At 61.1% G+C, this 26,195-nt stretch carries 18 protein-coding genes and 1 pseudogene; 10 read left to right on the top strand and 9 right to left on the bottom strand.

Annotated elements, in window-relative coordinates:
- Window positions 1–147: 147 nt before the first annotated feature.
- The 7 genes from V9L13_RS02890 to V9L13_RS02860 all read right to left on the bottom strand — a co-directional run bounded on the left by V9L13_RS02890 (window position 148) and on the right by V9L13_RS02860 (window position 11,074).
- Window positions 148–1,350 (bottom strand): HlyD family efflux transporter periplasmic adaptor subunit, encoded by a 1,203-nt coding sequence (locus tag V9L13_RS02890; protein ID WP_103485344.1) that lies wholly within the window; start codon window positions 1,348–1,350, stop codon window positions 148–150.
- A 15-nt stretch (window positions 1,351–1,365) separates the two neighbouring features.
- Complete coding sequence (locus V9L13_RS02885) at window positions 1,366–2,835, bottom strand: efflux transporter outer membrane subunit (protein ID WP_103522140.1); 1,470 nt, start codon at window positions 2,833–2,835, stop codon at window positions 1,366–1,368.
- Window positions 2,825–3,307: a MarR family transcriptional regulator gene (locus V9L13_RS02880; RefSeq protein WP_045122382.1), complete on the bottom strand. Its 483-nt coding sequence runs from the start codon at window positions 3,305–3,307 to the stop codon at window positions 2,825–2,827. Before V9L13_RS02880 ends, V9L13_RS02885 begins: the two co-directional genes overlap by 11 nt.
- A 237-nt stretch (window positions 3,308–3,544) precedes the next feature.
- Complete coding sequence (locus V9L13_RS02875) at window positions 3,545–4,864, bottom strand: hypothetical protein (protein ID WP_338801406.1); 1,320 nt, start codon at window positions 4,862–4,864, stop codon at window positions 3,545–3,547.
- A gap of 94 nt (window positions 4,865–4,958) precedes the next feature.
- The gene (locus V9L13_RS02870) at window positions 4,959–8,633 is read right to left on the bottom strand and encodes a translocation/assembly module TamB domain-containing protein (RefSeq protein WP_338801405.1); all 3,675 of its coding nucleotides are present in this window, start codon (window positions 8,631–8,633) and stop codon (window positions 4,959–4,961) included.
- The gene (locus V9L13_RS02865) at window positions 8,630–10,357 is read right to left on the bottom strand and encodes an autotransporter assembly complex family protein (protein ID WP_338801404.1); all 1,728 of its coding nucleotides are present in this window, start codon (window positions 10,355–10,357) and stop codon (window positions 8,630–8,632) included. The genes V9L13_RS02870 and V9L13_RS02865 overlap by 4 nt, the downstream gene beginning before the upstream one ends.
- A 66-nt stretch (window positions 10,358–10,423) precedes the next feature.
- Entirely contained in the window at window positions 10,424–11,074 is a 651-nt protein-coding gene (locus tag V9L13_RS02860) for a GNAT family N-acetyltransferase (RefSeq protein WP_007912451.1), read from the bottom strand.
- A gap of 303 nt (window positions 11,075–11,377) precedes the next feature.
- On the opposite strand from V9L13_RS02860, the gene xthA reads away from it, so the two are divergent.
- Window positions 11,378–12,190 carry an exodeoxyribonuclease III gene (xthA, locus tag V9L13_RS02855; RefSeq protein ID WP_003223715.1) on the top strand — a complete coding sequence of 271 codons (813 nt, stop codon included), beginning with the start codon at window positions 11,378–11,380 and terminating at the stop codon, window positions 12,188–12,190.
- Window positions 12,191–12,434: 244 nt separating this feature from the next.
- Window positions 12,435–13,769 (top strand): phosphate ABC transporter substrate-binding/OmpA family protein, encoded by a 1,335-nt coding sequence (locus V9L13_RS02850; RefSeq protein WP_338801403.1) that lies wholly within the window; start codon window positions 12,435–12,437, stop codon window positions 13,767–13,769.
- 131 nt (window positions 13,770–13,900) lie between these two features.
- On the opposite strand, the gene V9L13_RS02845 is transcribed toward V9L13_RS02850, so the two are convergent.
- On the bottom strand, window positions 13,901–15,130 hold the full coding sequence (locus tag V9L13_RS02845; RefSeq protein WP_003223710.1) for an acyl-CoA dehydrogenase: 1,230 nt from the start codon (window positions 15,128–15,130) through the stop codon (window positions 13,901–13,903).
- A 157-nt stretch (window positions 15,131–15,287) separates the two neighbouring features.
- Here V9L13_RS02845 and V9L13_RS02840 point away from each other — a divergent pair, with 157 nt between their 5' ends.
- From V9L13_RS02840 to V9L13_RS02825, 4 genes and pseudogenes are all read left to right on the top strand, one after another.
- Window positions 15,288–16,217, top strand: coding sequence for a LysR family transcriptional regulator (locus V9L13_RS02840; protein WP_045122379.1), 930 nt, complete (start codon window positions 15,288–15,290; stop codon window positions 16,215–16,217).
- Between the two features lie 197 nt (window positions 16,218–16,414).
- Window positions 16,415–16,816 (top strand): MerR family DNA-binding transcriptional regulator, encoded by a 402-nt coding sequence (locus V9L13_RS02835; RefSeq protein WP_007951507.1) that lies wholly within the window; start codon window positions 16,415–16,417, stop codon window positions 16,814–16,816.
- Window positions 16,816–16,932 (top strand): annotated as a pseudogene (locus V9L13_RS02830) (DUF4381 domain-containing protein); the annotation flags it as partial. The gene V9L13_RS02835 and the pseudogene V9L13_RS02830, both read left to right, overlap by 1 nt.
- A gap of 31 nt (window positions 16,933–16,963) precedes the next feature.
- A complete protein-coding gene (locus tag V9L13_RS02825) occupies window positions 16,964–17,863 on the top strand; it encodes a hydroxymethylglutaryl-CoA lyase (protein WP_003223706.1) in 900 nt (299 codons plus the stop codon).
- Window positions 17,864–18,529: 666 nt separating this feature from the next.
- Here the strand turns inward: V9L13_RS02825 and V9L13_RS02820 are convergent.
- Window positions 18,530–20,227: an AMP-binding protein gene (locus V9L13_RS02820; RefSeq protein ID WP_338801402.1), complete on the bottom strand. Its 1,698-nt coding sequence runs from the start codon at window positions 20,225–20,227 to the stop codon at window positions 18,530–18,532.
- Window positions 20,228–20,524: 297 nt separating this feature from the next.
- Here V9L13_RS02820 and V9L13_RS02815 point away from each other — a divergent pair, with 297 nt between their 5' ends.
- The 4 genes from V9L13_RS02815 (at window position 20,525) to V9L13_RS02800 (ending at window position 26,193) form a co-directional block, all read left to right on the top strand.
- Window positions 20,525–21,688 (top strand): isovaleryl-CoA dehydrogenase, encoded by a 1,164-nt coding sequence (locus V9L13_RS02815; RefSeq protein ID WP_338801401.1) that lies wholly within the window; start codon window positions 20,525–20,527, stop codon window positions 21,686–21,688.
- 13 nt (window positions 21,689–21,701) lie between these two features.
- On the top strand, window positions 21,702–23,309 hold the full coding sequence (locus tag V9L13_RS02810; RefSeq protein ID WP_338801400.1) for a carboxyl transferase domain-containing protein: 1,608 nt from the start codon (window positions 21,702–21,704) through the stop codon (window positions 23,307–23,309).
- 119 nt (window positions 23,310–23,428) lie between these two features.
- Entirely contained in the window at window positions 23,429–24,244 is an 816-nt protein-coding gene (locus tag V9L13_RS02805) for a gamma-carboxygeranoyl-CoA hydratase (RefSeq protein WP_003223699.1), read from the top strand.
- Window positions 24,244–26,193, top strand: a complete 1,950-nt coding sequence (locus tag V9L13_RS02800; protein ID WP_338801399.1) for an acetyl/propionyl/methylcrotonyl-CoA carboxylase subunit alpha — start codon at window positions 24,244–24,246, stop codon at window positions 26,191–26,193. The genes V9L13_RS02805 and V9L13_RS02800 overlap by 1 nt, the downstream gene beginning before the upstream one ends.
- Window positions 26,194–26,195: the final 2 nt, after the last annotated feature.

The raw sequence follows: 26,195 nt of genomic DNA, 5'->3' as shown, positions 1-26,195 counted from the left end.
GGCGAGGGGATTTATCCCCGATAGGCCGCGAAGCGGCCCCTCCTTTGATTCAGAAAAGCCGGGCCTGCTGCGCAGTCCATCGGGGATAAATCCCCTCACCACAGTAAATCTCATCACCTTGAGAACCTGTTCCCACAGGGGAAAGATTCAGCGTTGCGCGGTTTTACTCACCGCCGCGCTGTTGTCGTGGATCAGCTGCGCAATCATCGCGTCGGCTTCGGCCAGTTGCTGCTCGTAAACGTTGGTGGTGAACGAGGCCTTTTGCGGCGGTTGCTGGGCAAGCACCGGACCGCTCTGGTCGTGCAGGTTCACTTCAACGTTGGTCGACAGACCGACCCGCAGCGGATGCTTGGCCAGCTCTTCGGCGTTGATGTGAATCCGCACTGGCACACGCTGGACGATCTTGATCCAGTTACCGGTGGCGTTCTGCGCCGGCAACAGAGCAAACGCGCTGCCGGTACCGGCGCCGAGGCTGTCGACGGTGCCGCTGTACTTCACGCTGCTGCCGTAGATGTCAGACTCGATGTCCACCGGTTGGCCGATGCGCATGTCACGCAGTTGGGTTTCCTTGAAGTTGGCGTCGATCCACAGCTGATCCAGCGGGATCACCGCCATCAGCGCGGTGCCCGGCTGCACGCGCTGACCGAGTTGCACGGTACGTTTGGCGACGTAACCGGTGACCGGCGCAATCAGGGTGCTGCGAGCGTTGGTCAGGTAGGCCTGGCGCAGTTCAGCAGCAGCCTGCATCACGTCCGGGTGCGACGAAACCACGGTGTCATCGACCAGCGCGCTGGTGGTTTTCAGTTGCTGTTTGGCGTTGGCCAGGGCGTTTTGCGCCGAGGTCAGGTCATCGCGGGCGTGGGACAGTTCTTCCTGGGAAATCGCGCCGCCAGCAGCGAGGTTCTTCCGGCGGTTGTAGTTGTCCTGAGCCTTCTGCACTTCAGCCTGTTGCGCGTTGACCTGGGCTTTCATGCCATCGACGTTGCTGTACAGGCCGCGCACCTGACGCACGGTGCGCGCCAGTTTCGCCTGGGCACTTTGCAGACCGACTTCGGCATCGTTGGGGTCGAAGTTGATCAGCACCTGGCCTTCGTGGACCAGATCGCCATCGTCAGCGCCAATGCTGACCACGGTGCCGGTGACCAGCGGGGTGATCTCAACGACGTTGCCGTTGACGTAGGCGTCGTCGGTGCTTTCGTTGAAGCGCCCGATGAATTCGTGATACGCCCAGACGCCGGCCCCGGCGAGCAGAACCACGACGGCCAGCACCAGCAGCATGACTTTGCGCTTGCGTGGATTACCGGTGTCGGGTGTGTTGTCTTGAGTTTGAGTGTTTTCGGCAGTGGCCATGACAAATACCTGAAATTAGTTGTGCGACGTGGCTGGGGTGGCGTTGGCTGCGGTCAGGGTTTCACCCTGAAAGCCGCCGCCCAGCGCTTGCATCAGTTGAATCGACAGGTCGATCTGCTCGGCATTGAGGTTGGCCAACTGACGCTGGGCCTGCAGCAATTGCTGCTCGATGCTGAGCACGTCCAGGTAGTTGCCGATGCCGGAACCGTAACGCTGGACGACGGTGTTGTAAGAGTCCTGGGCAATCTCGGTGGCGTGTTGCTGCGCCCCGATCTGCCGGCCGATGTCACGCAACTGGTTGATCGTGTCGCTGACATCACCCAGTGCTTTCACCAGGCTTTTGTTGTACTGCGCCACCGCCAGATCGTAATCGGCGTCGCGCGCATCGAGGTTGGCGCGCAGGCGCCCGCCGTCGAAGATCGGCACCGAGATGGTCGGGGCGATGCTGAAGAAGCGACTGGCCGACCCGAACATTGCGTCACCCAACAAGGATTCGGCACCGGCAGACGCCGTAAGGTTCAGGTTGGGATAGAAGCGGGTTTTCGCCGAGTCGATGTCTTTGCTCGCCGCCTCTACGCGCCAGCGCGCAGCGACCAGATCCGGACGCCGACCGAGCAGTTCCGCCGGCAATACCGACGGCACGGCCACGGCGCTGGCTTGCAGGACTTTCGGCCGGGCAATTTCGTTGCCGCGATCCGGGCCTTTGCCGAGCAGCACGGCCAGGGCGATTTTCGCGCTGTTCAAGCGCTTTTCGGCATCGATCAGGCTGGCTTCGGAACTGGCTTCCAGACTCTGGGTTTGCTGGAACTGGTACTGGCTGTCGATCCCGGCACTCAAGCGGCGCTGGCTCAGATCGAGCATCTGTTTGGTGCGTTTCAGATCGTCGTTGGCCAGGTCGTAGACGATGTGCGCCTGTCCCAGATCGCTGTAGGCCCGGGCCACGTCGGCGGCGAGGGTCAATTGCGCGGCCTGACGGTCGACTTCGGCAGCGCGGGCCTGACCGAGTGCGGCTTCCCAGGCATCTCGCTGGCCGCCCCACAGGTCGAAGTTGTAATTGAAACCGGCGCTGATATTGCGCACGGTGGCATAGGCATCGCCCTTGCCCAGCGGATCCTGATCCTTAGCCAGCCGCGAACGGCTGATACCGGCGCTGGCGTCGAGGGTCGGGTAACGCTCGGCATCGGCAGCATAAGCGGCGGCGCTGGCCTGATGCGCTCGGGCTTCGGCGATCTGCATGTCCGGACTGTCATGCAGGGCTTCGCGGATCAGACCGTCGAGTTGTGGGTCGCCAAGGCTGGTCCACCAGTCGCTTTTCGGCCATGCCGCCGGCGACAGGGTCACACCGTTGAGGGACTGTCCGACTTTCAGGCTTTTCGCATCAAGGTTTTTGCCTTGAGTGTCGAGGCCGCTGTAATTGGCGCAGCCGGCGAGGATCATCGCCGACAGCACCAGGGTCAGGCTGCTGCGCAAGGTTTTACTGCTCATTGTGTTCACCTAAGCGCTGGATGGTGATCGGGTCACCGGCGGCCAGCAGGATTTTCTTGAGGATGTATTCCAGAGTCTTCAACTCGTCCGTAGTGACGGCGCCGGCCAGTTCATTCATTGCATCGGCGCCGATGTGCGGCAGACGATCGGCCAGTTGCTGGCCCTGCTCGGTGAGTTTGAGCTGCACCTGACGGCGATCGCCTTCGCTGCGTTGGCGAGCCAGGAAACCTTTCTGTTCCAGACGATCGAGCATGCGTGTCATCGAACCGCTGTCCAGCGACAGATGCCGGCACAGCTCGGCCGGAGTATCGACGCCGTACTGGGCCATGATGATCAACACCTTGAACTGCGCGGCGGTGATGCCGTGGGGGTCCATGTGGGTGTCGATGATCTTGTCCTTGAGCAGCGCGGCACGGCCCAGCAACAGGCCGAGATGGCAATGCTTGAATTCGTCCGGGGTGAAGTGCTTCATGTGCTCACCTAATAACTGCCTAGGCAGTGAATGTATGTCGAGATGTTACTGCCTAGGCAGCGAATGTCAACGTAATAGTTAGGTTGCTTTGTAATTAGTTGACCAGTGGACTGGGTTTTTGTGTTGCCCGCACTGACGCTTTCGCGAGCAAGCTCGCTCCCACAGGGATCTCATGCATACATGGATCAATGTGGGAGCGAGCTTGCTCGCGAAGGCAGCGACTGGGTGTAACGTCGGTCAGGATTTGTCGGAAGGATGCACAGATGGCGGCTGGAGGGGATGCACTTCACGCCCGCGCAAGGCCGTCAGCGCATAACCGCAAGCGCGTTTGATCACCGCATACATGCTGTGCCAGCCCGGCGGTGCGGGCTCGATCGCGGCATGCAGCGCGAGTGCATAGTCGAGCACCAGACCGGGCGTCCAAGCCATAACTTCGGCGCGCTTGCGCACTTGCGCCGCCACCCAGAACTCGGGGCTGACGATCACTCGGGCGAAGTCGAACATGCTCGAATGCCCGCGATTCATCGCCCCTTCAAGGGCCGCTTCGAGGCTATGGGCGACGGCACTGGAACAGTTGCGGCTGGTGAGGTTGTACGTGCTGTTCTGCCGGTATTCGCTCCAGAACGCCTGCAGTCGCCGGGCGTCGTAATGAGCAAAACTGACCTGAACCGAAGACGGACACCAGTCCGCCACCTCACCCGCATAGTCAGGCAGGAACCGGCCGTCGACATCATTGTTCGGCGTCGCCCGCAGCAATCGCACGAAATCCCCCGCCGAACGATCGATGTCATCCAGCGGGTAATGGCTGATGTAAATGTCCGGGCCGCATTCCAGGGCCGCGTGGCCGGCAGAAATCACACCGTTGATGTCGACCGCGGCGATATAACGATTGAGCAGGCGGTTGCGCACCAGAGTGTCATCAACGGTGCCGCTGGGTGTCCAGACATGGATCACCAGCGCGGTGCTGGGGGCCGGCCCACCGACCGAGGCCGGACTCGCCAACGGTGGCTGGTGCTTGAAGCGCAGTGACTGGCGCAACAACGCGCAGCCCGAAAGAAAGATGCTCATGCCAATGCAGAACGGCACCGTGCCCTTATACAGCGTCGGATACGGTTCAAGGATGAACAGGCCAAAGGTGATTTCGAACAATCCGGTGAGCAGCGACAATCGCCAACCGACAAAGCGCACCACCACCGCCGCCGCCAGCCGAAAGCCGCCATCGAGCAGAAACGCCACACCGAACAGCACTGCCAGAATCAGGCTGGCGACATGTTGCCGGTCGACGATCAGCAGCCCAAGCAGCAGGAACGCCAGACCGCGGGCCTTGCGCAAAGCGGCGGCGGTGCCGGTCTGCGGTGCCGGCACCAACAGAATGATCAGGGCCTCGAGCAACAGCAGATAGCCGAAGACATGCAGCGGAAAATACAGCACACCGTCCAGCGCATCGATGAAGATCGCCACCCCGGCCGCGCCCCAGACAATGCCGGTCAGCGCCAGTGCTGACCAACGCTTGCGGACAAAGTCATTACCGAGCAAGACCATACTCAAGCGGACCATAGGCGCAACCGGCAAGGTTTTGAGGGTTCGGTGAGTCTAATACATCCTGAAAAAACCGGATCGCAGCGTCACGACCCGGCCATTGGCCACGCTTTCAGAAATCGCGCTTATAGAAAATATCCAGCGAACTGGCGACACCGCTGGCCGCTTCGAGATAAACCTTCTTGCTCAGCTTGTAACGCAGCGCAATGGTGTTGGCCGGTTCGAACACACCGACGCCATAACGCAGGCTGAGTTTCTCGGAGATATTGCCGCTGGCGACCACGCTGGTGGTGTTGCCGCTGCCTTGGGTGTCGAGTTGGAAGTCCTGAATCCCCAGGTCTTTGGCCAGACTGCTGGTGACCCCGGAACTGCCCATCAAGCCGAGGCCAAGTGCAGCCTGGGCGAGCATGTTGTTGTCCTCGCCGTTGCTGCTCAACGGACGACCGAGCACCAGATACGACAGCGCCTGCTCCTGGCTCATGGCCGGCTCGGAGAAAATTTGCGTGGTCGGCTGCTCGGCGCTGCCGCTCAGACGAATACCGGCGATCACGTCATCGGTCTGGCGGATCGCTTCGATGTCCAGATACGGCTGGTCGATGGGACCAGCGAACAACAGCCGTGCACGCCGAACCGTCAGGCGCTGGCCGTAGGCGCGGTATTTGCCGTCGTTGAGCCACAGCTCGCCACGGGTGTCCATGTTGTCGCCGATGTGCACATGACCTTGCAGGTTGGCGGTCAGGCCGAATCCGGCGAAGCTGAGTTTGTCGTCACCGACCACCACGTCGATGTCCATCTTCATGGCCATCGGCGGTTTACCCTCTTCGGTCTGCGCACCAACGATGATCGTGTCATCGGAGACTTTAACCGTGGAGGGCGGCAGTTCGCGGACGGTGATTTCGCCTCTGGGTACCAGCACTTTGCCGGCAATCTTCAGCTCGTCGCCGGCCATGGAGATTTTCAGATCCGGCGCCACTTCCAGCTTGGCATACGGCTCGACGGTGACCGGCAATTGCGTGCCCTTGAGCGCCACATCGACCATCAGCGCCTGACCCCAGGCGACGTTGCCGTTCAGACTGCCCTGCCCGGTCTTGCCACTTTTCCAGCCGCCGTCCAGACGCACGGACTCGCCGGCAATCACTGCTTGCAGTTGCAGGTCTTTGAGTTCCATCGGCAGCTCGGCGCCGGAGACTTCGCCGTCGCTGAGTTTCACCGTGCCGTTGACCAGCGGCGCCAGCAGCCCGCCGGAAATCGTGCCGCTGCCGTTCAGGCGCCCGGTGAGTTTCTCGACCATCGGTACAAACGGCCGCGCCACCGACAGGTCCAGGCCGGAGAGCCGGAACGAGCCGTTCAACGGCTTGTTCTTTGCGACCGGGTTCAACTGCGCCTGCACCATCAATTCACCGAGCTTGCCGCCGACGAAATTGAGATCGGTGTCGATCCGCTTCGGTGTGAGTTTGCTGGTGAGCTTCAGGGTCTGGTACGGGAAGTCCAGCCACTGATCCTTTTCCTTCATGCGCAAAGTGCCGCCGCTGGCGTCGACGCTGACCACGCCGTTCGGGCCGCTGGCCGGCAGATCCAGTTGCAGATCGGCGTTGAGCTTGCCCTGCCAGGCAAAGTCTTTCGGCAACCATTGTGCGAGGCTTTCGATCGGGAACTGCTTGAGGTGGTAGCGCAGTTTCGGTTCGGGCAGCAGCCGCTGGTCTTCACCGCACAGGCTGGCATTGCCGGACATCCAGCAATGCGCGCCGAAGTTGATCTTGCCGTCAGCCAGACGCTCCAGTTTGGCCGGGTTCTGCAGTTTCCAGTCCTGGCCGCCGGCCTGAATATCGCCGCTGGCCAAACGACCGCGCCAGTTGCCGTTGTCCAGATTGCCGTCCAGACCGAGGGCCAGCTTGAGCTTCGGCCCGAGCAGGTCGAGGTTGAGTTTCTGGCGCTTGATGTCGCCTTGGGCGCTGGCGGTCAACACGCCCAAATTGGTATCGCCGGCCTGAATGCCGCTGCCCTTCAAGTCGATCTTCGCCCGTTGCGCACTGTCGAGCGTGGCGTCGAGGTTGAGGCTTTGCAGACGATTGTCCTGGAACGCCAGTTGCGAACCTTGCAGCTCGAGCTTGCCTTGCGGCGCCTGGAGCGTTCCGGCGACATTGACCTGACCGTTGACCTGCCCGCGCAACTGCGGCCAGAGCTGGGCCAGACGCGTCAGTTTGATGTCGATCTGGCCAGTGAGTTTCTGTTGCAGGCTGCCCTTGCCGCTGATGCTGTTGTCGCCGAGGCGGATTTGCAGGGCGTTGAGATTCCACTGTTCACCGGCGCCGTCAGCCTTGGCTTGCAGCACCGCCGGCTGTCCGCGCAGTTTGCCCTTGAGGTCGAGGTCGGCGGTGAGGCTCAGGCGCTCGTTCTTCATTTCGCCTTTGCTGCGCAGCGGCCCGGCCAGGGTGCCCGGCAACTCCGCGACCCAGTACGCCGGGTTCAGCGCCGAAAGATCCAGCGCCGTGTCCCAGGCGATGCCGTCGGCGAATTGCACGTTCACATGCCCTTCAGCCTTGCCCTGACCGGCCTGCATTTTCAGTTGCGGCAAAGCGATCTGTTTCAGGCTGCCACTGAACGGACTGCTCAGGCTGAACGCCCCCGCCGGGCCATCGAGGTCGGCGGCGAAGTTACCGAGGTATTGGCCATCGGTGTAGGAGACTTCGCCAGTGAAGGTGCGCAAGGCGACTTGCGGCTCGTCAATCTCGGGATACAACCGGTGCCACGGAAAATCCTGCCAGTTGATGTTGGCCTGAGCGCTGAGGCCCTTGCTCCAGTCAACGCTGCCGGTGAGTTTGAGACTTTGCTTGTCGTTGGCACTGAGGTCGAGGCCGGCGATCTGCGCGCCGCTGGCATCGACCTTGCCTTTGAGCAGCAACGCCACCGGGCCTTTTTCGGCGGGCAGCGTGGCGTTGCCGAGCAATTGGTAACCGTTTTTCAGGTCACCTTCCCCGGTCAAAACCAGTTGATTGAATTGCAGAGTGTCCGGCAGATCGGCGCTCGGTTTGAATGCCTCGGAGGTGATGCGCACCCTGGCCGGGAGGTTTTCTGCCAGCGGCTGCAGCTCGCCGCTCAACTGGCCGTCGAGGTAGCCACGGCTGTCGGCATGCAGGTTGAGGGTTTTCAGCAGATCGCCGTCGACTTTCAACGCCAGTGTCCATGGGCCTGCGCCCGGAGACGGCAGGGTCAGGTCACCGGTGATGTTCAGCGGCCAGTTGCCGGTCGGTTGCAGCAGGCCGGAGAGGTTCAGGCTCAGATCGTCGCGCTGCAGTTTCACGCTATCGATCTGCATACCTTGGGCGGTCCAGTGCGCCGCCAGTTGCAGGCCCTTGAGCTGCTCGCTGCCGTTGAACAGCAGGCTGCCGACCTGCACGTCACCCAGTTCGATGGCCACCGGCAATTGCAGATCCGGCAGTTTGATCGGGCCGCTCTCGCTGGTTTCTTCACTCGGCGGGAATTGCAGGATCACCTGATCAGCCTTGAGCTGTTCGATGCACAGCGTCATGCGGGTCAGGCACAGCGGCGACCAGGCGAAGATCGGCCGGTTCAGTTCGACCCGGCTGCTGCCCTGCTGCCACAGCAGGTGGTCGGCGCTCCATTGTCCGCCGAGACGGCCCTGGAAATTCTCCACGCTCAGACCCGGCACCAGGCCCAGCGCCCAACGGCTGCCGGCCTGCGTTCCGAGTACCGCGCTGATGCTCAGTACGATCAATAACACCAGCGCCAACAGCGCCAGAGCGGTAATTTTCAAACCACGCTTCACAGCTCAGGCCCCATGGAAAAGTGCAGCCGGATGCCGCCGTCGTCGTCCAGCGCGTGGGCCAGGTCGAGGCGGATCGGCCCCACCGGCGAGACCCAGCGCACACCGATACCGACCCCGGTCTTGAGGTTCGGCAGTTCGAGTTTGTTGAAGGAGTTGCCCTGGTCGACGAAGGTCGCGACCCGCCATTTTTCGGCGATCGAATATTGATACTCGACACTGCCGGCAACCATGTAGCGACCACCGATGCGGTCGCCTTCGGAGTTTTTCGGGGACAGGCTCTGGTAGTCGTAACCGCGCACGCTTTGGTCGCCACCGGCGAAGAAGCGCAACGACGGTGGCACCGAGTTATAACCGTTGGTGGCGCTGCCGCCGACCTGCACCCGCCCGAGGAAGCGGTGGTTGTCGAACACGGTGGTCAGGCCTTTGATCAACGCCGTGCCATACAGCAGATTGTTGTCAGAGCCGAGACCTTCCTTCGCCACTTTGCTTTCAAAGGTCAGGCGATAGCCGTTGTGCGGGTCGATGCGGTTGTCGCTTTTCAGGTACGAATAACTGATACCGGGCATCAACAAGGTACTGAGACCGGAGTCGTCACCGAGCTGATATTCCTCACGCTGCCATTTCAGCGAGATGACCCGCTGCCAGCCGCTGGGCAACTTGCTGTGCCATTCGGGACCGAAGGTCAGCAGCTTGCTCAGGGTGTCGGAGCCGTCGATGTCTTCATATTGGTAACCACCGGCCCAGCGCAGCTTGTCGGTCAGCGGTGGATCGAGCGGGATGTCATAGAACAGCCCGACGTTCTGCCGTGGCGCCGACAACTCGGCTTCCCAGCCATAGCTGTCGCCCTGCGGGTTGACCCAGTGGCGGGTCCAGTTGGCCTTGATCCGCGGGCCGACGTCGGTCGAATAACCGAGGCCCAGGCCCATGGTGCGCGGTTTGCGGGTGTCGAGTTTGACGTCGACCGGGATCACGTCGTTTTTCGCCGCCGTCGGCGCCGCATCGACGCGCACGCCTTCGAAATAGCCGCTCGATTGCAGGTCGCGGTTGAGTTCGGCGATCAGCTCGGAGTCATACGGGTCGCCAGCCTTGAACGGCACCATGCGTTGCAGCAGGTCTTCGTCGAAGGGTGTGTCGCCCTCGAAACTGACTTTGCCCAGCGCATAACGCGGGCCGCTGTCGTAGATCAATTCAACGTCGGCCACCCCGGCCCGCGGGTCGACCAGGAGTTTCTGGCTAGTGAAATGGCCACTGAAAAAGCCGAAGCGCGAGGCCTGATTCTGGATCAGGCGTTTGGCGTCTTCATAACGCCCATGGTTGAGCACCGCGCCGGACTTGAGCGTATCGCTGCTCGGCACACGAAAGGATTTGAGGGAGGCGGCAGGCCCGTCGACGCGCACGGTGACGTTGCGCAGGCGTATCGGCTCACCGGGATCGATGTTCAGCACCAGGCGCGGTTTTTCGCCGCCTTTGACGTCACTGTCGATCTGCGGCTGGTAGTAGCCCAACGCCTGGGCAGCTTTGCGCGCCTGCTCTTCAGCCCCGCGACTGAAGCGTAGCAAGGCTTCTTCGTCACGGTCGCCGAGGCTGCCGATATAGCCTTCTATATTGGCTTTAAGTTCATCGTTGGACGGTTTGATCCGCACGTCCAATTCACTTTGCGCCAGCGCCGCGCAGCTGGTTAACAGCATGAGCACGCCACTGGTAAATCTTCCTGGAAACTTCATAGGCGCGGATGCTATCACGGGCTTGGGAGCGTGATAGAACAGGAAATTTCCGAAAAAGTTCTATGGCTAAGCCGTTGCAGTTTGTAACACCTGCGGATTGGCATGGAAAAACACGTGCTCGCGCACCGGGCCGACGGCAACTTCGCCAATCTCCTCATAACCCTGACGTTTGTAGAATTCCAGGTAACGCGGGTTGCCGGTGTCGAGCACCACGCCTTGCGAGGTTTCGTCCACTGCGCACCAGTTGTGCACCGCCGTCAGCAACTGCTCGCCGAAGTGTTTGCCTTGAAACTGCGGATGAATCCCCAGCAGCGGCAGCATGTGCACCGAATCGCTCGGTACGCAGGCGGCCACCGCATCGTGATATTCCAGATAGCGCCGGGTGCAGCGAAAACCGGTGCTGAGCACCATGCGCAAGCGCCACGCCCAACTCTCGGTAATCCCAAGACGACGCTGCGGCGGCGCGATCAGGGCGATGCCGATCAAACGGTCGTTGACCAGCAGGCCGATGGCCGGCAGATCCTGCAGAAAATGCTGTTTGACCAACTCACGCACCGTGGCCCGCACGCGTTGCTCGTAGCCCGGCCGTTCGGCTTCGAACAGATAGCCGAAAGTCGGCTCGTGGCGATAGGCCTGATACAGCAGCGATCGGGCTTCGCGCGAGTAACCGCGGTCGAGCATGTGGATGTCGGCGATGGCGGTCTGGGTTTCAGGCATGACGGTGATTCTCCCCCGGGGCGCGGCTCAAATGGCTGCGCTCTTGTTGGTACGAACCTTTTGCGGGTGGCGCAGTTCCCCACAGGTATAGCCCAAGCCAGGCTCTTCATCGACTCGACTGCCGCTTTCGCGAGCAAGCCCGCTCCCACATTTGGAATGCATTCCCCTGTGGGAGCGGGCTTGCTCGCGAAGAGGCCGGTTCAGACAACATCTATCTGGCAGACAAAAATGATTTCTCCCACCCCACACTGGCCCCCATCCCACATGTCAGCTAGCATCGCCCTTTTGCCAGGACTGCCGACCATGAAGATTGTTTCCTTCAACATCAACGGACTGCGCGCCCGTCCGCATCAGTTGGCAGCGCTGATCGAAAAGCATCAGCCGGACGTGATCGGCCTGCAGGAAACCAAGGTCCACGACGACCAGTTCCCGCTGGAAGAAGTGCGGGCGCTGGGCTATCACGTTTATTTCCACGGCCAGAAAGGCCATTACGGCGTCGCCCTGCTTTCGCGCAAAGAGCCGATTGCCATTCACAAAGGTTTCGCCACCGATGAAGAAGACGCGCAGCGCCGCTTTATCTGGGGCACCTTCGCCGACGCCAATGGCGTGCCGGTGACCATCATGAACGGCTACTTCCCGCAAGGCGAAAGCCGCGACCACCCGACCAAATTCCCGGCCAAGCAACGCTTTTACAGCGACCTGCAAACCCTGCTGGAAAGCCAGTTCCACAACGAACAGCCGCTGGTGGTGATGGGTGATGTGAACATTTCCCCGGAAGACTGCGACATCGGCATCGGTCCGGACAACATGAAGCGCTGGCTGAAAACCGGGAAATGCAGCTTCCTCCCGGAAGAGCGCGAGTGGATGGCCCGCCTGAAAAACTGGGGCCTGACCGACAGCTTCCGCCACCTGAACCCGGACGTGACCGACATGTTCAGCTGGTTCGATTACCGCAGCCGTGGGTTTGAAGATGAGCCCAAGCGTGGCCTGCGCATCGACGTGATCCTCGCTTCCCATGGCTTGCTGCCACGGGTCAAGGATGCAGGCGTGGACTATGAACTGCGCGGGATGGAAAAACCGTCGGATCATGCGCCGATCTGGCTGGAATTGAGCTGATCTCAAGCTTTAAGGGATCCTTGTAGGAGTGAGCCTGTGGTGAGGGGATTTATCCCCGATGGGCTGCGAAGCGGCCCCAGTCGTCTCTAGTAGATCGAAATGAAGATTTTGGGTCGGCTTCGCCAACCATCGGGGATAAATCCCCTCACCACAGGCTCACTCCTACATTGGATCCCTGTCATGTTTTGGTCATGCACCTGACTTAATCTCCCCGGCAATCCCCTTGGCCTGATTCGGTGCCGGCATGACCCTGCGTGTTCTGTTCGCTTTTCTGTCGAGTGCATGGCTGACGGTCAGTGCCGCCGCCCTGCCCATCCCTGAAAACGGCCCGGCGCTACGTATTCAGGGTTCCAACACCATCGGCGCCGATCTCGGCCCGGCGCTGGTCGAAGGTTTTCTGCAGGACCAGGGTCTGCTGAAAATCCACCGCGAAAACCCCGATACCGCCAACGAACAACACATCGTCGGCCAGACAACCGAGGGCAAACGGGTGGTGGTGGAAGTCGCCGCCCATGGTTCCAGCACCGGTTTCACTGCACTGAAAACCGCCAGCGCCGACCTTGCCGCCTCCTCCCGTCCAATCAAGGACAGCGAACTGCTGGGCCTGCAATTTCTCGGCGACCTGAAAAGTCCCGCCGCCGAACAGGTGATCGCCATCGATGGCCTGGCGATCATTCTCAATCCCGCCAACCCGCTGCAGCAACTGGACACCGAGCAACTGGCGCGGATATTCGCTGGCGAGGTGAAAACCTGGGAAGACCTCGGCGGTCGCGGCGGTGCGATTCATTTATATGCGCGGGATGATCAGTCCGGCACTTACGACACGTTCAAGGAACTGGTGCTGGGCCGTCGTGGGAAAAGTCTGAGTTCCACTGCGAAACGCTTCGAATCCAGCGAGCAATTGTCCGATGCGGTGAGCAGCGATCCGCAAGGTATCGGTTTTATCGGTCTGCCTTACGTGCGCCAGGCCAAAGCCGTGGCAATCGCCGATGGCGCATCGCAATCGATGTTGCCGCTCAATAGTCTGATCGCGACGGAAGACTATCCGCTGTCCCGCCGCTTGTTCTTTTATCTACCGCCCAGCAACCAGAATCCCTGGGCGTCGGCACTGGTGGCCTTTGCGCAAAGCCCACAGGGCCAGAAGATCGTCGCGGCCAATGGTTTCATCAGCCAGACCGTGCGTGCCATGACCGTCACGCCGAATGTGCTGATGCCCGAGGGTTATCAATCCCTCAGCCGTCACGCCCAGCGTCTGACGGTGAACTTCCGCTTTGAGGAAGGCAGCGCGAATCTGGACAACAAGGCACGGCAGGATCTGGCGCGCGTGCTCGACTATATAAAGCGCCACGACAAGACTGAGCGCGCAGTGACGCTGGTGGGGTTTGGTGACGAGAAAGACGATCCGGCACGGGCCGATCTGCTGTCGAAGCTGCGGGCGATGGCGGTGCGCCGCGAACTTGTGAAAAACGGCGTGGTGCTGCGCGAGGTACGCGGGTTTGGCGCGCAGATGCCGGTGGCGACGAACAGCGCGGATGAAGGCAGGATCAAGAATCGGCGGGTTGAGGTTTGGGTGTACTGAACCTGATGCAGGTGTGCTGGATGCATGGGCCCCTTCGCGAGCAAGCCCGCTCCCACTTTTGATCGCATTCTTCCAGTCGGAATGCGGTCGAATGTGGGAGCGGGCTTGCTCGCGAAGCCGGCGACGCGGTCTTAATGACCGCTCCGCAACATCTCCTTCGGCACATATTTGCCGATCTCGAACTTGCCGATCGCCGCGCGGTGCACTTCGTCCGGGCCGTCGGCCAGGCGCAGGGTGCGCTGCATGGCGTACATGTAGGCCAGCGGGAAATCGTTGGAGACCCCGGCTCCGCCGTGAATCTGGATCGCCCGGTCAATCACCCGCAGGGCCACGTTCGGCGCAACGACCTTGATTTGTGCGATCTCGCTCTTCGCCACTTTGTTACCGACGGTGTCCATCATGTACGCCGCTTTCAGGGTCAGCAGGCGCGCCATGTCGATTTCCATCCGCGAGTCGGCGATCTTGTCGACGTTACCGCCCAGACGTGCCAGCGGTTTGCCGAACGCGGTGCGGCTCACCGAACGCTTGCACATCAATTCCAGTGCGCGTTCAGCCATGCCGATCGACCGCATGCAGTGGTGAATCCGTCCTGGGCCAAGGCGACCCTGAGCGATTTCAAAACCGCGACCCTCACCGAGCAGAACGTTTTCGTACGGCACCCGCACGTTGTCGAACAGCACTTCGGCGTGGCCGTGCGGTGCATCGTCGTAACCGAAAACTGGCAGCGGACGGACGATTTTCACCCCGGGGGTGTCGACCGGCACAAGGATCATCGAGTGCTGGGCGTGGCGCGGTGCGTCAGGGTTGCTCAGGCCCATGAAGATCAGAATCTTGCAGCGCGGATCGCAGGCGCCGGAAGTCCACCACTTCTTGCCGTTGATCACCCATTCATCACCATCACGCACGGCGCGGGCGGCCATGTTGGTGGCGTCGGACGAGGCCACGTCAGGCTCGGTCATGGCGAACGCCGAGCGGATCTCGCCGCGCAGCAGCGGTTCGAGCCAGCGCTGTTTCTGTTCTTCATTGGCGTAGCGCACCAGCACTTCCATGTTGCCGGTGTCCGGCGCTGAGCAGTTGAACGGCTCCGGCCCTAACAGCGAACGGCCCATGATTTCCGCCAGCGGGGCGTATTCCAGGTTGGTCAGGCCGGCGCCGAGTTCCGATTCCGGCAGGAACAGATTCCACAAACCTTCGGCCTTGGCCTTGGCCTTGAGCTCTTCCATGATCGCGGTCGGCTGCCAGCGATCACCCTCGGCAACCTGGCGTTCGAACACGGCTTCGGCCGGGTAAACGTAAGTGTCCATGAACGCGGTCACGCGCTCACGCAGTTCTTGCACCTTGGGCGAATAAGCGAAATCCATGAGCAATTACCTTCTATGGGCAGAGGTTGTTCAGATCATGCAATCGATGCTAGAACAGCGTTGATAATTTACCTAGCCTATTCTCGGCGTGTATAAACATTCATCACCGATATATGATCCGCTGATCGTCAGCCCCTAGAACAAGAGAAGCCGCGTTATGAATCTGAGTAAGGTCGACCTCAACCTTTTCATCGTCTTCGACGCGATTTACACCGAAGCCAACCTCACCCGCGCCGGGCAGATTGTCGGCATCACCCAGCCGGCGGTGTCCAACGCGCTGGCGCGGTTGCGCGAGACCTTCAACGATCCGCTGTTCGTGCGCACCGCCCAGGGCATGGTGCCGACGCCGATGGCACAGAACATCATCGGCCCGGTGCGCAACGCGCTGTCGTTGCTGCGGGTGTCGGTGCAGGAGAGCCGGATTTTCAATCCGGCCCAAGCGGTGAAGACTTATCGCATCAGCATGACCGACCTCACTGAAGCAGTGATTCTGCCGCCGCTGTTCCAGCGTTTGCGGCGTCTGGCGCCGACGGTGATCATCGAGAGCTTTCTGTCCAAACGCCGCGAGACCACCAAGGAACTGGCCGCCGGACGTCTGGATTTCGCCGTGGATGCACCGCTCAACACCGACCCGCAGGTGCGCCACGTCAAGCTGATGGAAGACCGTTACGTCTGTGCGATGCGCAAGGGCCATCCGCTGGCGGGCAAGGAAAAACTCAGTCTCGATGATTACCTGTCGCTGACTCACATTCACATCTCCAGCCGCCGCAGCGGTCTGGGTTATGTCGATCTGGCGCTGGGCAAAATGGGCATTCAGCGCAAGATCGCCCTGCGCTCGCAGCATTACCTGATGGCATCGCAGGTGATGCAGCAGACCGACATGGTGATGACCGTGCCCGAGCGTTTCGCCCGGCGTAATGACTTGCATGCATTCAATCTGCCGGTCAACGACGTGCCCCCGGTGGAGACCCACCTGTACTGGCACGAGAGCACCGATCAGGACCCGGCGAACCGCTGGATGCGCGAGCAGATGATCGAGTTGTGCCAGCAGGTGACGGCGCATGAGAAGAAGCTCGATAAGGTGTAAGGCTGGCAACCGCGTTATCGTTCTTCGCGAGCAAGCCCGCTCCCACATACGACCGCGTACCACCAGATGGAACGCGACCGAGTGTGGGAGCGGGCTTGCTCGCGAAGAGGCCAGCACTCGCGCCACACATTTTGAACCTTGACGTAAACGTCAACTCGCCATTAGCTTAGCGCCAAGACCTTTTTCCGAGCGCTTTCATGAGCAGCCAGACCTACAGCATTTCCGACCTCGCGCGCGAGCTGGACATCACCACCCGGGCGATCCGCTTTTATGAAGAACAAGGCCTGCTCAGCCCTGAGCGCCGAGGCCAGGAACGTATCTACTCGCCACGCGACAAGGTCAGCCTGAAACTGATCCTGCGCGGCAAGCGCATCGGTTTCTCGCTGGCCGAATGCCGCGAACTGATCGAACTCTACGACCCATCCAGCGGTAACACCAAACAGCTCAACAGCATGCTGGCGAAAATCAGCGAACGCCGCGAACAGCTCGAGCAGCAGTTGCTCGACATCGAACAGATGAAACTGGAACTCGATACCGCTGAAGAGCGCTGTGTGCAGGCGTTGGAGCAGACACTCAAGAGCCAGCAAGTAGCGCAGTAATCAGCCACAACTCATTCCCTGTGGGAGCGGGCTTGCTCGCGAAGGCGGAGTGTCAGGCGACAAATTTTGTATCTGATACACCGCCTTCGCGAGCAAGCCCGCTCCCACAGGGACCTCATGTAATTCCGAAAATGAGCAGGTCAACCCATGTCCCTCCCCTCCCAAGTACGCCTGATCGAAGTCGGCCCGCGCGATGGCCTGCAGAACGAAGCCCAACCGATCAGCGTCGCTGACAAGGTGCAACTGGTCGACGCCCTGAGCGCCGCCGGCCTTGGCTATATCGAAGTCGGCAGTTTTGTCTCACCGAAATGGGTGCCGCAGATGGCCGGGTCCGCCGAGGTGTTCGCGCAGATCCAGCGCAAGCCCGGCGTGACCTATGGCGCACTGGCGCCGAACCTGCGCGGTTTTGAAGACGCGCTCGCTGCCGGGGTCAAGGAGGTGGCGGTGTTCGCCGCCGCTTCAGAGGCGTTCTCGCAGCGCAACATCAATTGCTCGATCAGCGAAAGCCTGGCGCGCTTCGCACCGATCATGGAAGCCGCGAAACAGCACGGCGTTACCGTGCGCGGTTACGTGTCCTGCGTGCTCGGCTGCCCGTATGAAGGTCAAGTCGCGCCGGAACAAGTGGCGATGGTCGCCCGCGAGTTGTACGCGATGGGCTGCTACGAAGTGTCCCTCGGCGACACCATCGGCACCGGCACCGCAGGCGCCACGCGGCGGTTGTTCGAAGTGGTGTCGGCGCAAGTGCCACGGGAAAAACTCGCCGGCCATTTCCACGACACTTACGGCCAGGCGATGGCCAACATCTATGCCAGCCTGCTGGAAGGCATCGCGGTGTTCGACAGCTCTATCGCCGGCCTCGGCGGCTGCCCGTACGCCAAAGGCGCGAGCGGTAACGTCGCCACCGAAGACGTGGTGTACCTGCTCAATGGTCTGGGCATCAAGACCGGTATCGACCTGGACGCCTTGATTGCGGCGGGTCAGCAGATCAGTGCGGTGCTCGGTCGTCCGAGCGGTTCGCGTGTCGCCAAGGCTCGCAGCGCACAGTGAGGGCGAAGGTGTTACCGCTGTGTCCGAAACGTGGGCATAGACGAGTAACACGGAAACAAATTGTCTGGTTTGCCCTGAAGGAAAAATCCTTCAAAAAACTCAAACCATTGATTTATAAGGGTTTTTAAAAGTTGGCACGGCTTCTGCTATCTCTATGGCATAACAAGAATAAAAAGCAGCAAACCAATAAAAATAAGACGTACCGACTCTGACATAACAAAAACAACACGGCAGAGACGCAGCTAACAGATTTTTTTGGAGAAGGTGTGCTTTTCAGGGTGCTCTCAGGAGTGACCCGCAACCGGGCAGAGAACAATAAAACTACCTTCAGGTAGCTCCCGAATCGGTTGGATCGTTTAACGAGAAAGCAGATCAGCGCTCAAAAAAATACGTTTGCTCTTGACCCCGGATGGGGGTCGCCAAAAACAGCGGTAAAGGGCCACGGTTGCCAAAAACAACAACAGACCGCCCCTCAATAATAAGAAAGAGCACGCGACGACAAAATTAAAGGGGAGCTTCGGCTCCCCTTTGTGCTTTCTGTGATTCCTGAAAATACTCTATCTCCATTGTGGGAGCGGGCTTGCTCGCGAATACGGTGTATCAGGTACAAATTTGTCGCCTGACACTCCACATTCGCGAGCAAGCCCGCTCCCACAGGGATTGTGCTTACCGCTCGACTGTTTTCAGTTCTTCGATACTGATCTCACGCATCCGGAATTTCTGGATCTTGCCCGTCACCGTCATCGGAAACTCTTCGACGAACTTGAAGTGCCGTGGCGTCTTGAAGTGCGCGATGCGCTCCTTGCACCAGGTTTGCAACTCCAGCTCGGAAGCATTGTGGCCGGGGTGGAATTTGATCCAGGCGACAATTTCCTCACCGTAACGCGAGCACGGAATGCCGATCACCTGCACATCCGCCACCGCCGGGTGGGTGAAGAAAAACTCCTCCAGCTCACGCGGGTAAATGTTCTCGCCACCCCGGATGATCATGTCCTTATTGCGCCCGGCGATGTTCACGTAACCCTCATCGTTCATGCTCGCCAGATCGCCAGTGTGCATCCAGCCTGCCTCATCGATGGCTTCTGCTGTGGCTTGCGAGTTGTTCCAGTAGCCGAGCATCACGCTGTAACCGCGGGTGCAGAGCTCACCGATGGTGCCGCGCGGCACCAGGTTGCCGGCCTCGTCGATGATCTTGCTTTCCAGTTGTGGCTGGGTACGGCCGACGGTGGTCACGCGCAATTCCAGTTCGTCGTTTGGCCCGGTCTGCAGCGACACCGGACTGGTCTCGGTCATGCCGTAGGCGATCTGCACTTCGCTCATGTGCATCTCGCTGATGACCCGACGCATGACTTCGATCGGGCAAGTCGCGCCAGCCATGATCCCGGTGCGCAGACTCGACAGATCGAATTCGCCGCGCAGCGGTTGATCGAGCATGGCAATGAACATGGTCGGCACACCGTACAGGCCGGTGGCTTTTTCTTCGGCGACGGTTTGCAGGGTCAGTAACGGGTCGAACGCGTCGTTGGGATAAATCATGGTGCTGCCGTGGGTGATGCAGCCGAGGTTGCCCATGACCATGCCGAAGCAGTGATACAGCGGCACCGGGATCACCAGGCGGTCGCTCGGGGTCAGGCCGATGCTTTCACCGACCATGTAACCGTTGTTGAGGATGTTGTAGTGACTGAGGGTCGCGCCCTTGGGGAAACCGGTGGTGCCGGAGGTGTACTGGATGTTCACCGGTTGATCGAAGTGCAGGCTGTCGCTGCGTTCGCGCAATTGTTCGGGCGAAACACTGCTCGCCAGATCGGCCAGTTGCGACCACGGCAGGAAGCCGGATGGCGGCTGCGCATCGAGGCTGATCACCCCGCGCAAATCCGGCAGGCTTTCGCTACGCAACTGGCCGATGGATTGCTCTGCCAGTTCCGGCGCCAGCCCTTGCAGCATGGCGTGGTAGTTGGAGGATTTGAACGCGCCGGCGCAGACCAGCCACTGGCAACCGGACTGCTTGAGCACGTATTCCAGTTCGGAGCTGCGGTAGGCCGGATTGATGTTGACCAGAATCACGCCGATCTTCGCGGTGGCGATTTGCGTGATGCACCACTGCGCACAGTTCGGCGCCCAGATACCGAGCCGATCCCCCGCCTGCAAACCCAGCGCCAGCATGGCCCTGGCGTGCAGATCCACACTATCGGCCAGTTGCTGCCAGGAGTAGCGCAACTGCTGATGACGCACCACCAGCGCCTCGCCGTGGGGGTGTTGCGCGACAGTCTGGTCGAACTTCTGCCCGATGGTCATCGCCAGCAAGGCTTTGTCCTGGGAACCACGGGTGTAGCTGCGCTGCGGGTTTGCACTGGGTTGATCCATGACGACCCCTATTGTCTTTATTAGTGGGTTTACCGGGATTTTGCTTCGGGTGGGAGCGGGCTTGCTCGCGAATGGGGAGGATCAGTCGCCAGATGTATAGGCTGACCACTGCATTCGCGAGCAAGCCCGCTCCCACCAAAAGCACTCCGCTTTCAATCTTGACCTGCCCCTACTCTCGCTCAAGTTGACGTTAACGTAAAGGGTGATTGACAGCCATTCGCCACAGGCTTACGTTAACGTAAAGGTGAGAGCCATTGACCGCCCTCCCCACCCTATAAAAAAGCCAAAAGGTGACCCATGAGCTACCCATCCCTGAACTTCGCCCACGGTGAAATCATCGACATGCTGCGCGATCAGGTTCAGTCCTTCGTCGCCGATCAGATCGCCCCACGCGCTGCGCAGATCGACCGCGACAACCTGTTCCCCGCCGACATGTGGCGCAAATTCGGTGACATGGGCCTGCTGGGTATCACCGTGCCGGAAGAGTACGGCGGTGCGGGTCTGGGTTACCTGGCGCATGTGGTGGCGATGGAAGAAATCAGCCGTGGCTCGGCCTCGGTGGCACTGTCCTACGGCGCGCACTCCAACCTCTGCGTCAACCAGATCAACCGCAACGGCAACCACGAACAGAAAAGCAAATACCTGCCGAAGCTGATCAGCGGCGAACACGTCGGCGCCCTCGCCATGAGCGAGCCGAACGCCGGTTCCGACGTGGTCTCGATGAAATTGCGCGCCGACAAGCGCGGCGACCGCTTCGTGCTCAACGGCAGCAAGACCTGGATCACCAACGGCCCTGACGCCAACACCTACGTGATCTACGCCAAGACCGACCTGGAAAAAGGCCCGCACGGCATTACTGCGTTCATCGTCGAGCGCGACTGGAAAGGCTTCAGCCGCAGCAACAAGTTCGACAAGCTCGGCATGCGCGGTTCCAACACCTGCGAGCTGTTCTTCGATGACGTCGAAGTGCCGGAAGAAAACATCCTCGGCGTGCTCAACGGCGGCGTGAAGGTGTTGATGAGCGGCCTCGACTACGAGCGCGTCGTGCTCTCCGGCGGCCCGACCGGCATCATGCAGTCGTGCATGGACCTGATCGTGCCGTACATCCACGACCGCAAGCAGTTCGGCCAGAGCATCGGCGAATTCCAGCTGATCCAGGGCAAGGTCGCCGACATGTACACCCAGCTCAACGCCAGCCGCGCCTACCTGTATGCAGTCGCTCAGGCCTGCGAGCGTGGCGAAACCACGCGCAAGGACGCCGCCGGGGTGATCCTCTACACCGCCGAGCGCGCCACACAAATGGCCCTTGATGCGATCCAGATTCTCGGCGGTAACGGCTACATCAACGAATTCCCGGCCGGGCGCCTGCTGCGTGACGCCAAGCTGTACGAAATCGGCGCGGGCACCAGTGAGATCCGGCGCATGCTGATCGGCCGCGAACTGTTCAACGAAACCCGCTAAAACGGAGCTGCACATGGCTATCCTGCATACCCAGCTCAATCCCCGTTCAGCGGAGTTCGCCGCCAACAGCGCGGCGATGCTTGAACAGGTCGACGCGCTGCACACCCTGCTCGCCCAAGTGGCGCAGGGCGGCGGCGCGAAAGCCCAGGAACGTCACACCTCGCGGGGCAAGTTGCTCCCGCGCGAACGCATCAACCGCCTGCTCGATCCGGGCTCGCCGTTTCTCGAGATCAGCCAGCTCGCCGCGCACGCGGTGTATGGCGAAGACGTTCCCGCCGCGGGCGTGATTGCCGGGATCGGCCGGGTCGAAGGTGTCGAGTGCATGATCGTCGCCAACGACGCGACGGTGAAAGGCGGCTCGTACTACCCGCTGACCGTGAAAAAACACCTGCGCGCGCAGACCATCGCCCAGCAGAACCGCCTGCCGTGCATCTATCTGGTGGACTCGGGCGGCGCCAACCTGCCGCGTCAAGACGAGGTGTTCCCGGATCGCGAGCACTTTGGCCGGATCTTCTTCAACCAGGCCAACATGAGCGCCATGGGCATTCCGCAGATCGCCGTGGTCATGGGTTCGTGCACCGCGGGCGGCGCCTATGTGCCGGCGATGGCGGACGAAGCAATCATGGTGCGCAATCAGGCAACGATCTTCCTCGCCGGCCCACCGCTGGTGAAAGCCGCGACCGGTGAAGTGGTCAGCGCTGAAGATCTTGGCGGTGCCGATGTGCACTGCAAGATTTCCGGGGTCGCCGACCATTACGCCGAGAGCGACGAACACGCCCTCGCCCTCGCCCGCCGCAGCGTCGCCAACCTCAACTGGCGCAAACTCGGCGAGGTGCAGCAGCGCACGTCGATTGCGCCGCTGTACGCCAGCGACGAGTTGTACGGTGTGGTTTCGGCCGATGCCAAGCAACCGTTCGACGTACGCGAAGTGATTGCACGACTGGTCGACGGTTCGGTGTTCGATGAATTCAAGGCGCTGTTCGGCACCACGCTGGTCTGCGGTTTTGCGCACTTGCATGGCTACCCGATCGCGATCCTCGCCAACAACGGCATCCTCTTCGCCGAAGCCGCGCAGAAAGGCGCGCACTTCATCGAACTGGCCTGCCAGCGCGGCATTCCGCTGCTGTTCCTGCAGAACATCACCGGGTTCATGGTCGGCCAGAAATACGAGGCCGGCGGCATCGCCAAGCACGGCGCGAAACTGGTGACCGCCGTGGCCTGCGCCAAAGTGCCGAAATTCACCGTGATCATCGGCGGTAGCTTCGGCGCCGGTAACTACGGCATGTGCGGGCGCGCTTACGATCCGCGTTTCCTGTGGATGTGGCCGAATGCGCGCATCGGCGTGATGGGCGCCGAACAGGCCGCGGGCGTGTTGGTGCAGGTCAAGCGCGAGCAGGCCGAACGCAGCGGCCAGACCTTCAGCGCCGCGCAGGAGGCCGAGATCAAGCAACCGATCCTCGATCAGTACGAAGAGCAGGGGCACCCCTACTACTCCAGCGCACGGCTGTGGGACGACGGCGTTATCGACCCGGCGCAGACTCGCGACGTGCTGGGCCTGGCTTTGTCCGCGTCGTTGAACGCACCTATCGAACCGAGCCGCTTCGGCGTGTTCCGGATGTGATGCTTTTTTGTGGGAGCGGGCTTGCTCGCGAAAGCGGTGTATCAGTCGACGTATCCGCAACTGACAGACCGTCTTCGCGAGCAAGCCCGCTCCCACAGAAACCGTGGAGACGGAAGAATATGAGCGACTTCAACACCCTCGAACTACACAACGATCCACGGGGTTTCGCCACCCTGTGGCTCAATCGTGCGGAAAAGAACAACGCGTTCAACGCCGAAATGATCCGCGAACTGATCCTCGCACTGGACAAGGTCGCCAGCGACGCCAGCCTGCGTTTCCTTCTGCTGCGCGGGCGTGGCCGGCACTTCAGCGCCGGCGCCGATCTGGCGTGGATGCAGCAATCGGCTGAACTCGATTACCACACCAATCTGGACGATGCTCGCGAACTGGCGGAGCTGATGTACAACCTCGCCAAGCTGAAAATCCCGACCCTGGCCGTGGTGCAGGGTGCGGCGTTCGGCGGTGCGCTGGGGCTGATCAGTTGCTGCGACATGGCGATCGGCGCCGACGATGCGCAATTCTGTCTGTCGGAAGTGCGCATTGGTCTGGCGCCGGCGGTGATCAGTCCGTTCGTGGTGCAGGCCATCGGCGAACGTGCGGCGCGTCGTTATGCGCTGACTGCCGAGCGCTTCGGTGGGCAGCGGGCGCGGGAAATCGGTTTGTTGTCCGAAAGCTACCCGGCCGCCGAGCTTGATCAAGCCGTCGAACAATGGATCGACAACCTGCTGCTCAACAGCCCCGCCGCGATGCGCGCCAGTAAAGATCTGCTGCGCGAAGTGGGCAACGGCGCGCTGACCCCGGCCCTGCGCCGTTACACCGAAAACGCCATCGCGCGCATCCGCGTCAGCCCCGAAGGCCAGGAAGGCCTGCGCGCCTTTCTGCAAAAACGTGCGCCGAGCTGGCAAGCCGCAACCACCACCAAGGAGCCGCGTTGATGAGCGCACCTGTTCTCACCACCCTGCTGGTGGCCAACCGCGGCGAGATCGCTTGCCGGGTCATGCGTACCGCCAAGGCGCTGGGCCTGACCACCGTCGCCGTGCACAGCGCCACCGACCGCGAAGCGCGGCATAGCCGCGAAGCGGATATCCGCGTTGATCTCGGCGGCAGCAAAGCCGCCGACAGCTATCTGCAAATCGACAAGCTGATCGCGGCGGCCAAGGCCAGCGGCGCGCAGGCGATTCACCCGGGTTACGGCTTTCTGTCGGAGAACGCCGGCTTCGCCCGTGCCATTGAACAGGCCGGACTGATTTTCCTCGGTCCGCCCGCCTCGGCCATCGACGCGATGGGCAGCAAGTCCGCAGCCAAGGCGCTGATGGAAACCGCCGGTGTACCGCTGGTTCCGGGCTATCACGGCGAGGCGCAGGATCTCGAAACCTTCCGCGAGGCCTGCGCACGCATTGGTTATCCGGTGCTGCTCAAGGCCACGGCCGGTGGCGGCGGTAAAGGCATGAAAGTCGTCGAGGACGTCAGCCAACTGGCCGAAGCTCTGGCCTCGGCACAACGTGAAGCGCAGTCGTCGTTCGGCGATTCGCGGATGCTGGTGGAGAAATACCTGCTCAAACCGCGCCATGTGGAAATCCAGGTGTTCGCTGACCAGCACGGCAACTGCCTGTACCTCAACGAGCGTGATTGCTCGATCCAGCGCCGGCACCAGAAAGTCGTCGAAGAAGCCCCGGCCCCGGGCCTGACCCCGGAACTGCGCCGGGCCATGGGCGAAGCGGCTGTGCGTTCGGCGCAGGCGATCGGTTATGTCGGCGCGGGAACCGTGGAGTTCCTCCTGGATGCGCGCGGCGAATTCTTCTTCATGGAGATGAACACGCGCCTGCAGGTCGAGCACCCGGTCACCGAAGCGATCACTGGCCTCGATCTGGTGGCGTGGCAGATTCGTGTGGCGCGTGGTGAAGCGTTGCCGATCACCCAGGATCAGGTGCCGCTCAAGGGTCATGCGATTGAAGTGCGGCTGTATGCAGAGGATCCGTCGAATGATTTCCTGCCCGCCACCGGGCGTCTGGAGCTTTACCGCGAATCGGCTGCAGGGCCGGGGCGGCGGGTTGATAGCGGGGTTGAAGAAGGTGACGAGATTTCGCCATTCTACGACCCGATGCTCGGCAAGCTGATTGCCTGGGGCGAGGATCGCGAGCAGGCGCGGCTGCGCCTGTTGAGCATGCTCGATGAGTTCGCGATTGGCGGTTTGAAGACCAACATCAACTTCCTGCGGCGGATCATTGCGCATCCGGCATTTGCCGCTGCGGAGTTGGATACCGGGTTTATTCCGCGTTATCAGGAAACGCTGCTGCCGGCTCCGGGTGAACTGAGTGATGGGTTCTGGAATACGGCAGCGCAGGCTTTCGCGCAGAGTTTGCCGGGTACTGTTCGGGCGGATGATCCGGGGTCGCCGTGGGCGTTGAACAATGGTTTGCGCGCCGGTCTGCCGGCAGAAGTCACTTTGCATTTGAGCTGCGAGGGCCAGGATCGGGCACTGACACTGAATAGCTCAGGCAACGCCACACTGTCCGGTGAAGCACTGGTGGTCGAGCACGATGGCGTACGCCGTGTCCTGCGGGCAATTCGTCAGGGCGATTCGCTGTACCTGCAATGGGACGGCGAGTTGCGGCGCATTCAGGCATATGACCCGATCAGCGCCGTCGACGCCAGCCACAGCCATCAGGGCGGTCTGACCGCGCCAATGAACGGCAGCATCGTGCGGGTGTTGGTGGAGGCCGGGCAGTCGGTCGAAGCCGGTGCGCAACTGGTGGTGCTGGAAGCGATGAAGATGGAGCACAGCATCCGCGCGCCCCATGCGGGAGTGATCAAAGCGCTGTATTGCCAGGAAGGTGAAATGGTCGGCGAAGGCAGCGCTTTGGTTGAACTGGAAGCCGTGTAAAT

Origin of the sequence: Pseudomonas sp. RSB 5.4 (genome assembly GCF_037126175.1) — a bacterium.
In the GTDB taxonomy this organism is placed as follows: domain Bacteria; phylum Pseudomonadota; class Gammaproteobacteria; order Pseudomonadales; family Pseudomonadaceae; genus Aquipseudomonas; species Aquipseudomonas fluorescens_H.
The sequence above is the reverse complement of the archived record's forward strand: the minus strand, read 5'-3'. Positions and strand labels throughout refer to the sequence as shown.